Consider the following 14,561-nt stretch of genomic DNA (forward strand, 5'->3'; position numbering starts at 1 on the left):
CCCCACGGTCTATGTGCGCGTGAAGAGATCACCTCGCCCGCGGGGGCAGTAAAAGGAGGACGCGGGGGCAGAAAGGGCATAATTCTGCCCCCGCGAGCGTTTTCGGCGTGCACAGCACCGCGAAAAGGCGAAGTGGGGGAAGTGGCGCGAAGCGCCGAAGGGGGCACTTCCTGGCCTATTGCGAAACCAAGACGCCCGGCCGCGCGCGGGAAATGCGCAAAGCGATGACCAATGCCGACCGCATCATCGTGCTGCAACAGGGCCGCATATCGGAAATCGGTTCGCATGCGGAGTTGTTGAAGCAGCGCGGCTATTATGCTGCGCTGGTGCGCCGGCAGAGCTTGGGCCTGATCGCCAACGACGCGGCGTGAGGGGGAGCCCCCTTCGTCGCTACGCGACACTTCCCCCACGGTCTATGTGCGCGTGAAGAGATCACCTCGCCCGCGGGGGCAGTAAAAGGAGGACGCGGGGGCAGAAAGGGTTATTTCTTTGCTTTCGCCATGCCCCAGAAGCCGGCGAGGATGTAGGAGAGGCCGAAGAAGTCGAGGAAGAAGTCCGCCACGCCGACGATGGCGCGCACGATCGGGGCGGCGGCGGTGAGCAGCCAGATGTCGGCGAGCAGGACGGCGACGCCCGCCGCCACCAGCGCTACGCCAAACGTGATGGTGTTGTGGTAGACCCGGCGGCTGTAGACTCGCATCGATCGCATCACACGCTCCTCACGGCGGCGTGATCGCCGCGAATTCCTGGTACAATTGGGCCACTCGTACAAGCGCGCGGCTGCGGATATGGTCCGGCCCCGTCGCCGCTTCACGGATTAGCACATGTCCCGCCTTTCGCGCATCGCCGCCGCCCTGCTTTTGGGCGCCGCCGCCCTCAGCTTTGCCGCCCCCGCCGCCCCCTTCACCGCCAAGCTGATGGCCAGCATGGACCGGCTCGACGATCCGCATGTGTCGCCGGACGGGCGCTATGCCCTCTATGACCTGCGCACGGTCGACTATGACGCGAACAAGTCGAGCCACTCGCTTTGGGTGGTGGATCTCAAGACCCACGCCTCGCGCCGCCTTAAAGCATCGGACGGCGGCGCTTCCAACGGCCGCTGGGCGCCGGACGGTTCCATTTATTTCCTCTCGGGGCGGGCCGGCGGCGTCGATCAGGTGTTTCGCACCGATCTGAAGGGCGAGAGCGCGACCCAGGTCACCCATACCGGTCTCGACGTCGGCACCTTCCGCCTGACGCCGGACGGCAAGACGCTGGTGATCGCGCAAGCGGTGTTCCCCGATTGCCCCGACCTCGCCTGCACCGTGGCGCGCAAAAAGGCCATGGCCGACGCCAAGACCAGCGGCCGGGTCTACGACCACCTTTTCATCCGCCATTGGGACGAATGGGCCGACGGCACCCAAAACCATCTCTTCGCGGTGGCGCTGAACGCAGCCGCTGCTCCCGTCGCGCTGATGCCCCACTTCGACGGCGACGCGCCGACCAAGCCGTTCGGCGGCGATGGCGACTTCACGATTTCGCCCGATGGAAAAACGCTGGTGTTCTCGGCCCGCGTCGCCGGCACCACCGAGCCGTGGAGCACCAATTTCGACCTGTTCGCGGTGCCGCTGGACGGCTCCAAGGCGCCCGAAAACCTCACCGCCGCCAACAAGGCCTGGGACGCCGCGCCGGCGTTCTCGCCCGACGGCAAATGGCTGGCCTACACCGCCATGAAGCGCCCCGGCTTCGAAGCCGACCGCTTCGCCGTGATGCTGCGCAATGTGGCGACCGGCGAGACCCGCGAAGTCGCCCCCGCCTGGGACCGCTCGGCCGATGCGCCGGTGTGGTCGCGCGACGGCAAGCGGCTGCTGGTGACCAGCGACGATCTCGGCCAGCACCGCGTGTTCGCGATCGATCCGGCCTCGGGCAAGGTCACGCCCCTGACCGGACGCGGCCACGTCGGCGCCTTCGACGTGTCGCCGAGCGGCATCGTCTTTGCCCAGGACAACATCCTCGGCCCGGCCCAGCTCTATGCCCAGCCCTATGGCGGCAAGGCGACGAAGCTGACCGACGTCGATGCCGAAGCGCTCAAGGGCGTCGAGATGGGCAAGGCCGAGCAGTTCTCGTTCACCGGCTGGAACGGCGAAACCGTCTACGGCTATCTCGTCAAGCCGGCGAATTTCGATCCGAGCAAGAAATACCCGGTCGCGTTCCTGATCCACGGCGGGCCGCAAGGCTCGATGGCGAACGAATTCCATTACCGCTGGAACCCACAGGTCTATGCCGGCGCCGGCTATGTCGCGATCATGATCGACTTCCACGGATCAACGGGTTACGGCCAAACCTTCACAGATGCCATCAGCCGCCACTGGGGCGACCGGCCGCTTGAGGACCTGCAGAAGGGCCTCGCCTTCGCGCTCGACAAATACAAATTCGCCGACGGCAATCGGATGTGCGCGCTGGGGGCGTCCTACGGCGGCTTCATGGTCAACTGGATCGCCGGCAACTGGAACGCGCCGTTCAAGTGCTTTGTCAGCCACGACGGCGAAGTCGATGCGCGGTCGATGGGATTCTCCACCGAAGAGCTCTGGTTCGACGAGTGGGAGCGCGGCGGCATGGTCACCGACGTGCCGCAGAACTACGACCAGTTCAATCCGTTCATGGCGGTCAACAACTGGTCGAAGCCGATGCTGATCGTGCACGGCGGCCGCGATTATCGCATCCCCGACACCCAGGGCATCGGCGCCTTCACCCTGCTGCAGCGCCGCGGCATCCCGTCGAAGTTCCTCTACTTCCCGGACGAGAACCACTGGGTGTTGAAGCCACAAAACTCCGTCCAGTGGCACGACGAAGTGCTCGGCTGGCTGGGGAAGTGGACAAAGTAGATTCCTGCCCCCGCGGGCGCAAATTTCTGGCCACCGGCACGGAGACCGTGGGGGAAGTGGCGCGACAGCGCCGAAGGGGGCTTGCTCTCTGGAGCCCCCTTTGCCCTTCGGGCACTTCCCCCACGGTCTTTGTGCAAGTGGAAAGGACTTTGCGCCCGCGGGGGCTGTAAAATCTACTTCCCCTCCACTTCTTCGCGCAGGGCTTCCAGTTCCAGCCAGCGGTCTTCGGCGGCGGTGCGTTCGGCTTCGGCGGCGGTGAGGCGGTTGGAGAGGGTCGTTACCCGTGCCGGGTCCTTGGCATAAAGCGTGGGATCGGCGAGTTCGGCGTGCAGGCGTTCGATTTCCTTCGACAGCTTGTCCATTTCGCCGGGCAGCTTTTCGAGCGCGTGCTGATCTTTGAACGTCAGCTTGCGGCGCGGCGCATCGGCCTTGACGCGCTCTTTGGGGGCGGACTTTTTCGCCTCCGACCGCGCCGCTTCGACGCCGCCGCCGCGCTGGGCCACCATATCGGTGTAGCCACCGGCATATTCGGTGAACCCGCCGTCACCCTCGGCATAGATCAGCGCGGTGACGGTGCGGTCGAGAAAATCGCGGTCATGGCTGACCAGCAGCACAGTGCCGGGATAGTCATCGATCAGCTCTTCGAGGAGGTCGAGGGTTTCGAGATCGAGGTCGTTGGTCGGTTCGTCGAGCACCAGCAGATTGCCCGGCTTGGCAAGCGCCTTGGCCAAAAGCAGTCGCGCCCGCTCGCCGCCCGACAGAACTTCCACCGGGGTGCCGGCCTGCTCGGGCAGGAACAGGAAATCCTGCATGTAGCTCATGACGTGGCGGCGCTGGCCACCGACTTCCACATAGTCGCCGCGGCCGCCGGTGAGTTCGTCCTTGAGACTGGCCTGGCCATCGAGCAGGGCGCGGCTTTGATCGAGCGTCACCAGCGCGAGGTTGGTGCCTTGAATGACCTCACCGGTGTCAGGTTCCAGCCGCTTGGTCAGAAGATTGAGCAGAGTCGTCTTGCCGGCGCCATTGGAACCGACCACGCCGATCCTGTCGCCTCTTAAGATGCGAGTCGAGAAGTCCGCTACAACCGGCTTGTCGCCATAGCTTTTCGAAATCCCGCGTGCCTCGATCACGCGCGTGCCGGCGTTGCCCGCTTCGGTCACGGTGAAGCTGACGTTTCCAAGTTGGCGGCGCGCCTCACGGTGTTCACGGCGAAGCTCGCCGAGCAGCGCCATGCGGCGGACGTTGCGTTTGCGCCGCGCAGTGACGCCGTAGCGGACCCAATGTTCCTCGGCGACGATCTTGCGGTTCAGCTTCTGGCGGTCGCGCTCTTCTTCTTCGAGCATCTGGTCGCGCCATCCCTCGAAGCCGGCAAAGCCGCGATCGAGACGCATGGTCTTGCCACGATCGAGCCAGATGGTGGCGCGCGACAGCCTGGCGAGAAAGCGCCGGTCATGGCTGATCAGGACAAGTGCGCCGCTCATGGCGGACAATTCGCTTTCCAGCCATTCGATGGCCGGCAGATCGAGATGGTTGGTCGGCTCGTCGAGCAGCAGGATGTCGGGTTTCGGCGCCAGCACGCGCGCCAAAGCGGCCCGCCGCGCCTGCCCGCCCGACAGCGAGTCGATCGGCTCGTCGCCGCTGAGACCCAGCATGCCGATGAGATAATGCGCGCGGGAAACATCGTCGCCCGGCGCCAGACCTCCGGCCACATAGGCGAACGTATCGGCATAGCCGCTGAGATCGGGCTCCTGCGGCAGGTAGCGGATGGTAGCGTCGGGCTGGGCAAAGCGGCGGCCGCCATCCGGCTCAAGCATGCCGGCGGCGATTTTCAGCAAGGTCGACTTGCCCGAGCCGTTGCGGCCGACCACGCATAAGCGTTCGCCGGGTTCGACGAACAATTCGGCGCCGTCCAGCAGCGGCGTGGTGCCGATGGTCAGATGAATGTCTTGAAGACTGAGAAGCGGTGCGGGCATGGCCACCGTTTAGAGCAACGGCAGTCCAAATGAAAACCTCATCCTGAGGAGCCCTTTGGCCCTCGCCCTTCGAGACGTAAGAACTCCTCAGGGAGAGGGCCAAAGGGCGTCTCGAAGGACATCTAGGTGCCGACCAGTTTGCTGCGACCCGTCGACGGCCGATCCGCCTTGGGATCGTTGAGCGGCCCGGTGACGCCGAGGTCATCGACGCCCATCGCGTCCGGCGTGCCGGCGCCGGTGTCGTCGGCGCCCACCAGGCCTGAACTGCCGACATTGGCGTCCTGGGCGGTGCTGCCCGACTTTTTGGCGCTCGCCGGCGTCTCGTCACGGCCGCGGTTCTCATGCTCGATCTCGTCACACGCGCGCTGCCAGTGCTGTGCCTGCCTACCGTGTGGGCGGCCCTCTTCTTCCCAAATGCTATGCGCGCGCTCACGGATACGTTGTTCCCGGTCCATCTCTGCCACCTTTGGAATCGCTCTTCGGCAGCTAAACGCCTCTGCCAGGACGACGATCCCGAGGCAGGCTAGTTTTGGGGCGCGGCCCAAGTTCGCCCGAGCAAAGGTTACGCCTGCCTCACTTTCCGCGGGATTGAGATGTTTTTGCCACGCATACAAAATGAGCAGAAACCACCGTAAACAAACTAAATTTCATGCATTGAGGGGGCTTGCAGCGATCCGAAATTGCCGCGGCGACACTATAGGGGGCTTCCCTTGTCACACCCGTGTAAAGCCAAGAGGCTATGAAAAATCAGCAACCTAGCGGTTAAAACGCGATCGCAGGTACGGCCCGGTGCGGCACCGATCCCGTTGAATTAACTACGATGTTCCGACGCGCACTTGATGTGCATTTAGCTAACACTTTGCTATTTTGCCAATTTGTCATAGTTATTTTATTGCCCTAACGCAAACGTCTTTAGCCCGATCACCCCCCCCTTCGGGCACTCTTGCTCAACATCCGTCCTTGCCTGTGCAGGCGGCACTTTGCGGTGTCCCGCTCTGCCTAAAGGCCAAGGGAATTTGCCGTTGCGAACAAGGGGGTAAAACCAGTGTCAAACAAAACAAGCAACCTGCGAAACTTCAGTTCCAGCCTGCTCCTCGGAGCAGCCGCCGTTGCGGTTCTGAGCATTTCGCCCGCCGTTGCTGCCGATAGCTCCGAAACGGTCATTGTGACCGGCTCGCGCATCGCGACTTCGGCCACCGAAGCCCTTTCGGCCGCTCCGCTGTCGATCGTCTCTTCGGACGACATCACCAAGAGCAAGACCGTCACGCTTGAACAGGTCCTGAACAAGCTGCCGGAAATGGGCCAACAGGGCTCGAACGACCAGAACTCGATCTCGCCCGGCGGTATCTCCACCGTCGACCTTCGCGCGCTCGGTTCGAACCGCACCCTCATCCTGATCAACGGCCAGCGCATGGTCGAGACCTTCGTCAATGGTGGTCAGGGCCAGGACTTGTCGAACGTTCCAGTGTCGATGATCGAACGCCTCGAAGTGCTGAAGGACGGTGCCTCGCCGATCTACGGCGCGGACGCGATCGGCGGCGTGATCAACATCATCACCCGCAAGGACTTCAACGGTCTCGAAGTGACCGCCGGCGGCGGCATCTCTGCCCGTGGCGACCATTTCACCAAGCAGATCTCGACGACCTTCGGTCTGTCCAACGATAAGGGCAACATCCTTATCGGCCTCGAATACTACTCGGAAGACCCGATTCGCGAATCGACCCGCAGCTGGTCGCACGGCAAGTACGCGGTCTCCTACGCTATTCCGCAGGGACTGTTCTACACCGCCAGCGGATCGAGCGGGTACCAGATGGGCACGCCGAGCGGCGGCCTGACCGACTGGGACGGCAAGACGTTCAACACCGGTCTCGAGCCCGACCTCATCCAGGGCCGGTCCGTGATCAACGCGAACCTGACCGCCGAATACAACTTGTCGAACGACGTGACGTTCTTCGCGGAATCGTATTTCACCAACCGCAAATCGTCGGCCCAGCTGAATCCGGAGCCGATCGGCACGTTCTATACGACCGCCAAGTACCTCACCGGTACCAGCATTCCGGCGACCAACCCGAACAACCCCTATGGTGAAGACCTCATCATGTACAAGCGGTTGTTCGAAGTCGGCGACCGCATCTTCGGCGACAACGTCAACACCTATCAGGAGCGCATGGGCTTCAAGGGCAAGGTGTTCGGCGATTGGACGTGGGACGCCGCGTATATGTACGGCGAATCCGACGGCAACGACTACGAACACAATGCGGTCAACATCACGCATATGCATGAGTTGATTGGCGACATCCCGTGCGGTGCCGGCGCCCCGACCGGTTGCGGCAGCGTGACCCTTTACGGCACCGGCTCGATGACGCCGGCTCAGGCCGCCTATGTTCGCTTCACTTCGAGCGCGATGTCGAAGTACGTCCAGCAGATCGCCTATGCCGACTTGGCCGGCGAACTGCCGGTCGATCCGTTCGGCGCCGGCAAGATCGGCGTCGCCGTCGGCTACGACTGGCGCAGTGAATATGTGCTGAACGTCCCGGATGCGATCTCGCAGTCCGGCGACAACGCGGAAAGCAACTCCAAGGAAACCCACGGTCAGTATCACATCAACGAACTGTACGGCGAAGCGAAGATCCCGTTGGCCAAGAACGCTACTTTGGCGAAGGATCTGTCGGTCGACCTCGCGGCCCGCTATTCGCACTACAACAACTTCGGCGATGCGTTCGTCTACAAGGCCAGCGCCAACTGGGCGTTCACTGACTGGGCCCGCTTCCGCGGCGACTTTGGCACCGGCTTCCGGGCACCGCAGGTTGGCCACGAAATGTATCTCGGCGATACCGCCAGCGCCGACGGCTTCACCGATCCTTGCGATGCGGCCGCCTCCGGTATGCCGACGGGCAGCGTCCTGGCCAAGTGCCAGGCGAGCTTCGCGGCTGCCGGCCTCACCTACAATTCGGCGACCTTCGCACAGAAGCTGCCGCAGTTGACGGCGATCTGGCAGGGCAATGCGCATCTGAAGCCCGAAACCTCGATCCAGTACAACCTCGGCATCGTGCTAACGCCGGATGACCTGATCCCCAACCTGTCGATCTCCGCCGACTACTACAACATCAAGATCAAGAACCTGATTTCGCAGAAGTCGGTCGACCAGGGGCTCTATGACTGCTACGTGAGCGCGGATGCGGGCTCCTGCGCCCTGTTCACGCAGCGTTCGGCCACCGGCCAGCTGACCGGTTACTACGAGCCGTTCATCAACCTCGGCGAAAACACCACTGACGGCATCGACTTCGGCGTCAACTACGCCACGGATGCGATCGCCGCTCCGTTGGGCCTGCCCGACGGCTCGACCCTGCAGACCAACCTGCGCACGACGTTCATGAACAGCAACGTGGTCGACGCTCAGGAATATGCCGGTCTGTGGACCACCGGCGCCGTCTCGACCGCCCTGCCGAAGTGGAAGGCGTTCATGACGGTCTCGTTGGATGTTCCGGATGTGCTCACCTTCTCGTGGGATGAGCAGTTCGTCGGTCAGACCGTTGACACCGTCGGCGCGACGACCGTCGGCCACCGCATCCCGGCGTTGTTCTTCTCCGACCTGACGGTCACGGTTCCGTATAAGAACTACGAAGCCGTGTTCGGCATCGACAACGTGTTCGACAAAAACCCGCCGCTGGCGAAAGACGGCTACGTTCAGACTGTCAGCAACCAGTACGACTTCGTCGGCCGTTACTTCTTCTTAAAGGTCAAGGCGAAGCTGTAAATCTTTCGCCGGATGAGTTCGGGGCCGCAGAGCGATCTGCGGCCCTTTTTCTTTGTCCCTTCCCACTCACCGCCCTTGGCGGCCAAGCACCTCTCCGTATAATCGCGCGCTTCTTTCGCGGCACGGCGACGGCGCCGTACCGGCCGAGCATGGAATGGACACCCGCTGATGCCAAAAACGATATTGGTCGATCCCAAATCCGCCGCAGCTGCGGCGATGCATTCGGAGGCGGCCCAGGCATTCCACCGCGAAGGCCGGGTCAACGAGGCCGAACATCACTACCGCGCCGCGCTCAAAGTCGATCCCAATCACGCCGAATCCCTGCATGGCCTGGGCCTTTTGCTGCTTCAGACCAATCGCGCGCCGGCAGCGGTCGCATTTCTTTCCCGCGCAGCCACCTCGGCTTCCGACAATGTGGCGGTGCTGAGCAACCTGGGCTTCGCCTATCTCCGGCTGAAGCGCCACGAAGACGCGATCGCCACGTTCGCCGATGCCGTCGCCATCAAGCCGGACTACGTCACCGCCCATTTCAACATGGGCATGGCCTATCGCGAACTCGGCCGCCACGCTGAGGCGGTTGCGGCGTTCGACAAGGCCGTTGCGATCCAGCCCGGCCACGGACAGGCCCGCTACCAGCGCGGCCAGTCGCTGATGCAGCTCGAACGGCACGACGAGGCGGTCGCCGATTTCAATGCCGTGCGCAAACTCAATCCCAACGATTTGGACGTGCTCTACGCGCTGTGCAACGGCCTCGCCGCCGCCGATCGTAAACAGGAAGCGCTCGACCTCTACAAACAGGCGCTCGACAGCGCGCCGGATTCACCGGCGGCGCACAACAATTACGGTCTATTCCTCGCCCTCGCCGCCCGCCACGAAGAGGCCATTGCCTACTACCGAAAGGCGCTCGCCCTCAACAGCTCGCTGGTGCTAACCTACTGCAACATGGGCAATTCGCTGAATTTTCTCGGCTGCTCCGACGACGCCCTCAAGCAATTCGACTGCGCGCTCGGCCTCGAGCCGGAGTCCGTAACAGCCATCATCGGATCCGGCTATACCAAGATGTGCCTGGGCCGGATCGACGAGGCGCGCAAAGACTTCGAACGCGGTCTAGAACTCGATCCCCTGTCGGTCGAGTGCCATCGTTATCTCGCCGAAAGCAAAACCTTTCGTGATGGTGATCCGCAGATTCCGCTGATTGATGAGGTGACAAAGAACATGGCGCCGCTGCTCAAAGGCCAGCAGGCGGTGCTCCATTTCATCCGCTACAAGGTGAAATCCGACCTCAAACAATACGACGACGCCTTCGCCGAATTACTCGAAGGCAACCGCCTCTGGCGGCCGATCTCGGCCTACAAAGAGGACAAGGAACTGGGCGTGCTCAGCGAGATGGCCGCCACGTTCACGGCGGACCTGATCCGCGAAAAATCCGGGCTCGGCAACCCGTCGCCGATGCCGATCTTCATCATCGGCATGCCGCGCTCAGGCACCACCTTGGTGGAGCAGATTCTCGCCAGTCATCCGCAGGTGTTCGGCGGCGACGAGCTGACCGAGTTCGGCCTCGGCGTGGTCGGCACCTACGACCCCGAGCCGCTGCCGTTCGACGTTGCGAAACTCGGCGCCGACGAACTGAAACGCCTCGGCAGCCTCTATGTCGACAAGGTGCGGCCCAAGGCACCGGAGACGCGGCACATCACCGACAAGCGGCCGGAAAATTTCCGCTTCGCCGGGCTGATCCACCTGGTGCTGCCGAATGCCCGCATCATCCACGTCAAGCGCGATCCGCGCGATACCTGCGTTTCCTGCTTTTCGCTGTTTCCGCCGGCGACCTTCCGTTTCACCTACGATCTCGCCGAACTCGGCCGCTATTACCGCGCTTACGAGGCGCTGATGGCGCACTGGCGCAACGTCCTGCCGGCAAGCGCCTTCCTCGAAGTCCAGTACGAGGACATCATCGCCAATTGCGAAGACGAAGCGCGGCGGCTGCTCGCCTTCTGTGGCCTCGACTGGGATCCGCACTGCCTGGAATTCCACAAGACCGACCGCAGCGTGCGTACCGCGAGCCTGGCCCAAGTCCGTCAGCCGATTTACAGCTCCTCGATCGGGCGCTGGAAGCGTTACGAAAAACACCTGCAGCCGCTGTTCGACGGGCTCGCCGGGAATTGAACCCCCGTCAGGCGGCGCGGCCGCTCAAGGCCTGCTCGACGCGGGCCTTCAGCGCCTTGCCGGCGTCGGTGAGGAATACCAGGCGGCGGCGGCCGTCTTCGGGATGGCGGGCGACCGACACCAGCGCGCCGCCCAGATCGACGAGTTTGCCCACCGCATCGACGCCGCGCAACCGGTCGACGGCGCGCGACACCAGGCTCTCGCCATAGCCGGACAGGTAGACCAGATCCTTGATGGAAATGCCGTCGCGCTCGCAGACATGAAGGAACAGCACGACACCGGGCAGCGACACGTCACGGCTCGACAGCCGCATCGCTTCGATCAGCGCCAACAGCCTTGCGCATGGGCCCGCGTCCGCCATGGCCGATCAGTCCTCAGCGCGGCTCGGCGCGTGCGGGTTCGGACGCATGCACCGTCAATCCGTCATGCCGGCGCTCGCGCCGTTCGCGCATGCTCAGGCTGGCGCTGGGATAGCGGGCCTGGATTTCGGTGAGATAGCGCTGCAGCGTGCTTTGATGCTCGGCGGCCTCGACATAATCATCCGCGTCGATGTCGACGATGATCTGCGCCCGTAACCGCATAGGTATTGCCCCGATCAGAATCCCTGGATGTCTTCATACGGCGTGAGTATGTAATAGCAATGTGATTGTTTGGCACAGAGTGTTCAATAAGGGTAAATGCTTGCAATCTGGCAATCGATGTGCCCTGCGCGTTACTCTCAATGTCCCTTACTCAACTTCAGCGGGCGGGCGAAAAACGCTTGAGTGCCCTTAGGGCGCACCGGCTAACCTCTAATCTCCTCTCAAGATTCGCCCATAACCCTATGAAATTGTTCTACTGCCGCATTCCCGGCGGCAATTTCGGCGACGACCTCAACACCTATTTGTGGCCACGCCTGCTGCCTGATGCGTTCGACGGTACGGTGGAATACCGGCCCAAGGACGCGCACGCCATCGACTGCGATCCGGCCGAAGAGCTGTTCGTCGGCATCGGCACCCTGATCCGCCGCGAGCTGCCCGCCTCCGCGGTGAAGCAGGTGTTCGGCAGCGGCTTCGGTTATGGCGCCCTGCCCGACCGCGATTCCCGCTGGCATTTTCACTGCGTACGCGGACCGCTGACCGCCGCCAAGCTCGGACTGGCGCCGGAGAAGGCGATCACCGATCCGGCCGTGCTGGTACGCCTGCTGCCGCGAACGGCGGGCAAACGCCATCGCATTTCGTTCATTCCGCATTGGGAGATGGCGGAATCGGGCGACTGGGATCGCGTCTGCCGCCTCACCGGCATCCACTACATCGATCCGCGCGGCACGCCCGCCGACGTGATCGCGGCCATCGGCGCCACCGAGCTGCTGATCACCGAAGCCCTGCACGGTGCCATCGTCGCCGACGCGCTGCGGGTGCCGTGGATCGCGGTGTCGTCGAAACACACCATTCTCGATTTCAAATGGCAGGACTGGTGCGGCTCGGTGGGACTGGCCTACGCGCCCGCGGCGGTGCCGACCTTCTGGCGGCCGCGGCCGCGCTTCGGCCGGGCGATCAACGGCGCCAAGCAGATTCAGGCGGCGATGACATTGAGCTGGCTGGCGCGCACCGGACGGCCGCAGCTCAGCGCCGATGGCGTGCTCGACGAGCGGATCGCGCGACTGCTCAAGACGCTGGACGGTTTCTGCAAGACTCGCGGGCTGAGGCTCAGTACTGCGGCACCAGATTGACGGCGACATCGCGGCGGCGCGCGAAGGATTGCAGTGCGCCCACCAGGCGGTCGGTCAGCCGCTCCATCACCGCATCGTCCGACAGCCGGCTGCGATGGCCGAGGCGGGTCAGGACCGAGGCGCCATAGGCCATTTTCGCTGCCGTCACGGCGCGGCCACGCAAACCCGGAGCCGGCGTCCAGATCGCCGGAATGGAGACCGGCTGATAGGCGACGCCGATCGAGGCGCACCAGTCGCGCCATTTAAAATCCTGGATGTGATGGCGCGACGACACCGCGATCCACGGCACCCGCAATGCGTCGGCGACGATGGCGCCGTGCAGGGCTTCCGAAATCAGCGTGCCGGTGGCGGCGATGGCCTGCAAAACCTGGAACGGCGGCCAGCGCGGGTCGATGAAGGTGATGCCGACGGAGGCGCAGATCTTCTGCCACGCTCCCGATTGCGCCTGACACCAGTGCGGCATGAACGAAACGCGATGCAACATGTCCGACGCCGCCGGTGGAAACAGCCGCACCAGGATGGCCGGATCGGCAATCGCCAGCGCCTCCTCCAGCCGGAGCGCCGAGGCCGTCAACGGTCCGCGCACGCATTGTATGTCCCACTGCGCGTCCAGTGCCGGCAAACGGGCGCCATCGCAGCCGCTGCCGAACACGAGCTTGCGCCCGCCGGCCGGGACTTTGTCGTGGATCAAGGTGCCGATGCCCACGAACAGCGTGTCGCGGGGATCATTGCGATCAACGGCGGTATTTTCGAGCGGCGTGAACCGCACCGTGCCTTCGAACGCGCCCGGCAGCAGCCGCGGCCACAGCCAGGTGTTGAGATCGTCGCCGAAATTTCCGGCCGGCACGTCGCAGTAGAAAAGCTTCACGGCCGGCTCCCAATATCGCCAAACAAAACGATGTGGCTGCCGCCTCGTTGCAGCCGAAGCCGTAACAAAAAAGGAGCATGGGCACGTGAAGCACCCACGCTTGCGAGGAAGAATACGGATATCAGGCGAGGCCCTGTTCCAGGTCAGCGATGATGTCGGCGACATCTTCCAATCCGATCGACACGCGCACGGTATCTTCGGTAGCGCCCGCTTCGATCAGTTCCTGTTTCGAGAGCTGGCTGTGCGTCGTGGAAGCGGGATGAATGATGAGGCTGCGGGTGTCGCCGATGTTGGCGAGATGGCTGAACAGCTTCACCGCGTTCACCAGCTTCTTGCCGGCCTCGAAACCGCCTTTGACGCCGAAGGTAAACACGCTGCCGGCACCCTTGGGGCTGTATTTCTTGTAACGGGCGTAATTGGCATCGCCTTCGAGGCCGGCGTAGTTCACCCACGACACCTGCGGATGCGCCTGCAGCCACTTGGCCACCGCGAGGGCGTTTTCGGAATGCTTCTGCAGCCGGAGCGGCAGCGTCTCGATGCCGGTCAAAATCAGGAAGGCGTTGAACGGCGACAGTGCCGGCCCGAGATCGCGCAAGCCCAGCACGCGCGTCGCCAGGATGAACGAGATGGCGCCGAACGTGTCCCAGATCTTGAGACCGTGATAGGAGCCGTTGGGTTCGGTCAGGGTCGGGAATTTGCCGTTGTTCCACGGGAATTTGCCGCTATCGACGATGACGCCGGCGATCGAATTGCCATGCCCGCCGAGGAATTTCGTCGCCGAATGCAACACGATGTCGGCGCCCCATTCGATCGGGCGGATCAGGTACGGCGTCGCCAGCGTGTTGTCGACGATCAAGGGAATGCCGGCGTCGTGCGCGATCTTGGCGATCGGCTCGAGATCGGTGATGACGCCGCCGGGATTGGCGATGGATTCGACATAGATCGCCTTGGTGTTCGGCCCGATCAGCGGCTTGAAGGTTTCGGGCTTGGTCGAATCCGCCCATTTCACGCCCCAGCCGTATTTCTTGAAGGCGTGATTGAACTGATTGACGGTGCCGCCGTAAAGCTGGCGCCCGGCAACGATGTCGTCACCCGGCCCGAGCAGGGTGTAGAGCGCCAGATGCTGCGCCGCATGGCCCGATCCGACCGCCAACGCCGCGACGCCGCCTTCGAGCGCCGCCGCGCGCTGTTCGAGCACATCGTTGGTCGGGTTCATGATGCGCGA

General features: G+C 63.3%; 12 protein-coding genes. 5 read left to right on the forward strand and 7 right to left on the reverse strand.

Annotated features, from left to right (window positions below; all coding sequences use genetic code 11):
- Nucleotides 1-212 precede the first annotated feature (212 nt).
- Complete coding sequence (locus tag AC1P6P_RS12510) at nucleotides 213-371, forward strand: hypothetical protein (protein WP_481402773.1); 159 nt, start codon at nucleotides 213-215, stop codon at nucleotides 369-371.
- 110 nt (nucleotides 372-481) lie between these two features.
- Here the strand turns inward: AC1P6P_RS12510 and AC1P6P_RS12515 are convergent, their stop codons facing one another.
- Nucleotides 482-709: a hypothetical protein gene (locus AC1P6P_RS12515; RefSeq protein ID WP_481402774.1), complete on the reverse strand. Its 228-nt coding sequence runs from the start codon at nucleotides 707-709 to the stop codon at nucleotides 482-484.
- A gap of 115 nt (nucleotides 710-824) precedes the next feature.
- On the opposite strand from AC1P6P_RS12515, the gene AC1P6P_RS12520 reads away from it, so the two are divergent.
- A complete protein-coding gene (locus AC1P6P_RS12520; protein ID WP_481402775.1) occupies nucleotides 825-2,864 on the forward strand; it encodes a S9 family peptidase in 2,040 nt (679 codons plus the stop codon).
- A 173-nt stretch (nucleotides 2,865-3,037) separates the two neighbouring features.
- Here the strand turns inward: AC1P6P_RS12520 and AC1P6P_RS12525 are convergent, their stop codons facing one another.
- Nucleotides 3,038-4,837, reverse strand: a complete 1,800-nt coding sequence (locus tag AC1P6P_RS12525; protein WP_481402776.1) for an ATP-binding cassette domain-containing protein — start codon at nucleotides 4,835-4,837, stop codon at nucleotides 3,038-3,040.
- Between the two features lie 122 nt (nucleotides 4,838-4,959).
- The gene (locus tag AC1P6P_RS12530) at nucleotides 4,960-5,292 is read right to left on the reverse strand and encodes a DUF2934 domain-containing protein (RefSeq protein ID WP_481402777.1); all 333 of its coding nucleotides are present in this window, start codon (nucleotides 5,290-5,292) and stop codon (nucleotides 4,960-4,962) included.
- Between the two features lie 590 nt (nucleotides 5,293-5,882).
- Here AC1P6P_RS12530 and AC1P6P_RS12535 point away from each other — a divergent pair.
- Both AC1P6P_RS12535 and AC1P6P_RS12540 read left to right on the forward strand, forming a co-directional pair.
- Nucleotides 5,883-8,594, forward strand: a complete 2,712-nt coding sequence (locus AC1P6P_RS12535) for a TonB-dependent receptor plug domain-containing protein (RefSeq protein WP_481402778.1) — start codon at nucleotides 5,883-5,885, stop codon at nucleotides 8,592-8,594.
- 168 nt (nucleotides 8,595-8,762) lie between these two features.
- Nucleotides 8,763-10,757 carry a sulfotransferase gene (locus tag AC1P6P_RS12540; RefSeq protein WP_481402779.1) on the forward strand — a complete coding sequence of 665 codons (1,995 nt, stop codon included), beginning with the start codon at nucleotides 8,763-8,765 and terminating at the stop codon, nucleotides 10,755-10,757.
- Between the two features lie 7 nt (nucleotides 10,758-10,764).
- On the opposite strand, the gene AC1P6P_RS12545 is transcribed toward AC1P6P_RS12540, so the two are convergent.
- Nucleotides 10,765-11,118, reverse strand: coding sequence for a hypothetical protein (locus AC1P6P_RS12545; RefSeq protein WP_481402780.1), 354 nt, complete (start codon nucleotides 11,116-11,118; stop codon nucleotides 10,765-10,767).
- 13 nt (nucleotides 11,119-11,131) lie between these two features.
- Nucleotides 11,132-11,338, reverse strand: coding sequence for a hypothetical protein (locus tag AC1P6P_RS12550; protein WP_481402781.1), 207 nt, complete (start codon nucleotides 11,336-11,338; stop codon nucleotides 11,132-11,134).
- 242 nt (nucleotides 11,339-11,580) lie between these two features.
- Here AC1P6P_RS12550 and AC1P6P_RS12555 point away from each other — a divergent pair, with 242 nt between their 5' ends.
- Nucleotides 11,581-12,468 (forward strand): polysaccharide pyruvyl transferase family protein, encoded by an 888-nt coding sequence (locus tag AC1P6P_RS12555; RefSeq protein WP_481402782.1) that lies wholly within the window; start codon nucleotides 11,581-11,583, stop codon nucleotides 12,466-12,468.
- On the opposite strand, the gene AC1P6P_RS12560 is transcribed toward AC1P6P_RS12555, so the two are convergent.
- Nucleotides 12,446-13,336, reverse strand: coding sequence for a glycosyltransferase family protein (locus tag AC1P6P_RS12560; RefSeq protein ID WP_481402783.1), 891 nt, complete (start codon nucleotides 13,334-13,336; stop codon nucleotides 12,446-12,448). The genes AC1P6P_RS12555 and AC1P6P_RS12560 overlap by 23 nt on opposite strands.
- A gap of 121 nt (nucleotides 13,337-13,457) precedes the next feature.
- The coding region (locus AC1P6P_RS12565) for an O-acetylhomoserine aminocarboxypropyltransferase/cysteine synthase family protein (protein WP_481402784.1) at nucleotides 13,458-14,561 on the reverse strand (1,104 nt) is incomplete at its 5' end.

This window comes from Rhizomicrobium sp., assembly GCF_056722145.1.

What these genes read in the sequence shown, in the direction of transcription:
- AC1P6P_RS12520 (WP_481402775.1), top strand. Translation starts at nt 825, where the DNA reads ATGTCCCGCCTTTCGCGCATCGCCGCCGCCCTGCTTTTGGGCGCCGCC.
- AC1P6P_RS12530 (WP_481402777.1), bottom strand. Translation starts at nt 5,292, where the DNA reads ATGGACCGGGAACAACGTATCCGTGAGCGCGCGCATAGCATTTGGGAA.
- AC1P6P_RS12555 (WP_481402782.1), top strand. Translation starts at nt 11,581, where the DNA reads ATGAAATTGTTCTACTGCCGCATTCCCGGCGGCAATTTCGGCGACGAC.
- AC1P6P_RS12550 (WP_481402781.1), bottom strand. Translation starts at nt 11,338, where the DNA reads ATGCGGTTACGGGCGCAGATCATCGTCGACATCGACGCGGATGATTAT.
- AC1P6P_RS12545 (WP_481402780.1), bottom strand. Translation starts at nt 11,118, where the DNA reads ATGGCGGACGCGGGCCCATGCGCAAGGCTGTTGGCGCTGATCGAAGCG.
- AC1P6P_RS12510 (WP_481402773.1), top strand. Translation starts at nt 213, where the DNA reads ATGCGCAAAGCGATGACCAATGCCGACCGCATCATCGTGCTGCAACAG.
- AC1P6P_RS12540 (WP_481402779.1), top strand. Translation starts at nt 8,763, where the DNA reads ATGCCAAAAACGATATTGGTCGATCCCAAATCCGCCGCAGCTGCGGCG.
- AC1P6P_RS12515 (WP_481402774.1), bottom strand. Translation starts at nt 709, where the DNA reads ATGCGATCGATGCGAGTCTACAGCCGCCGGGTCTACCACAACACCATC.
- AC1P6P_RS12525 (WP_481402776.1), bottom strand. Translation starts at nt 4,837, where the DNA reads ATGCCCGCACCGCTTCTCAGTCTTCAAGACATTCATCTGACCATCGGC.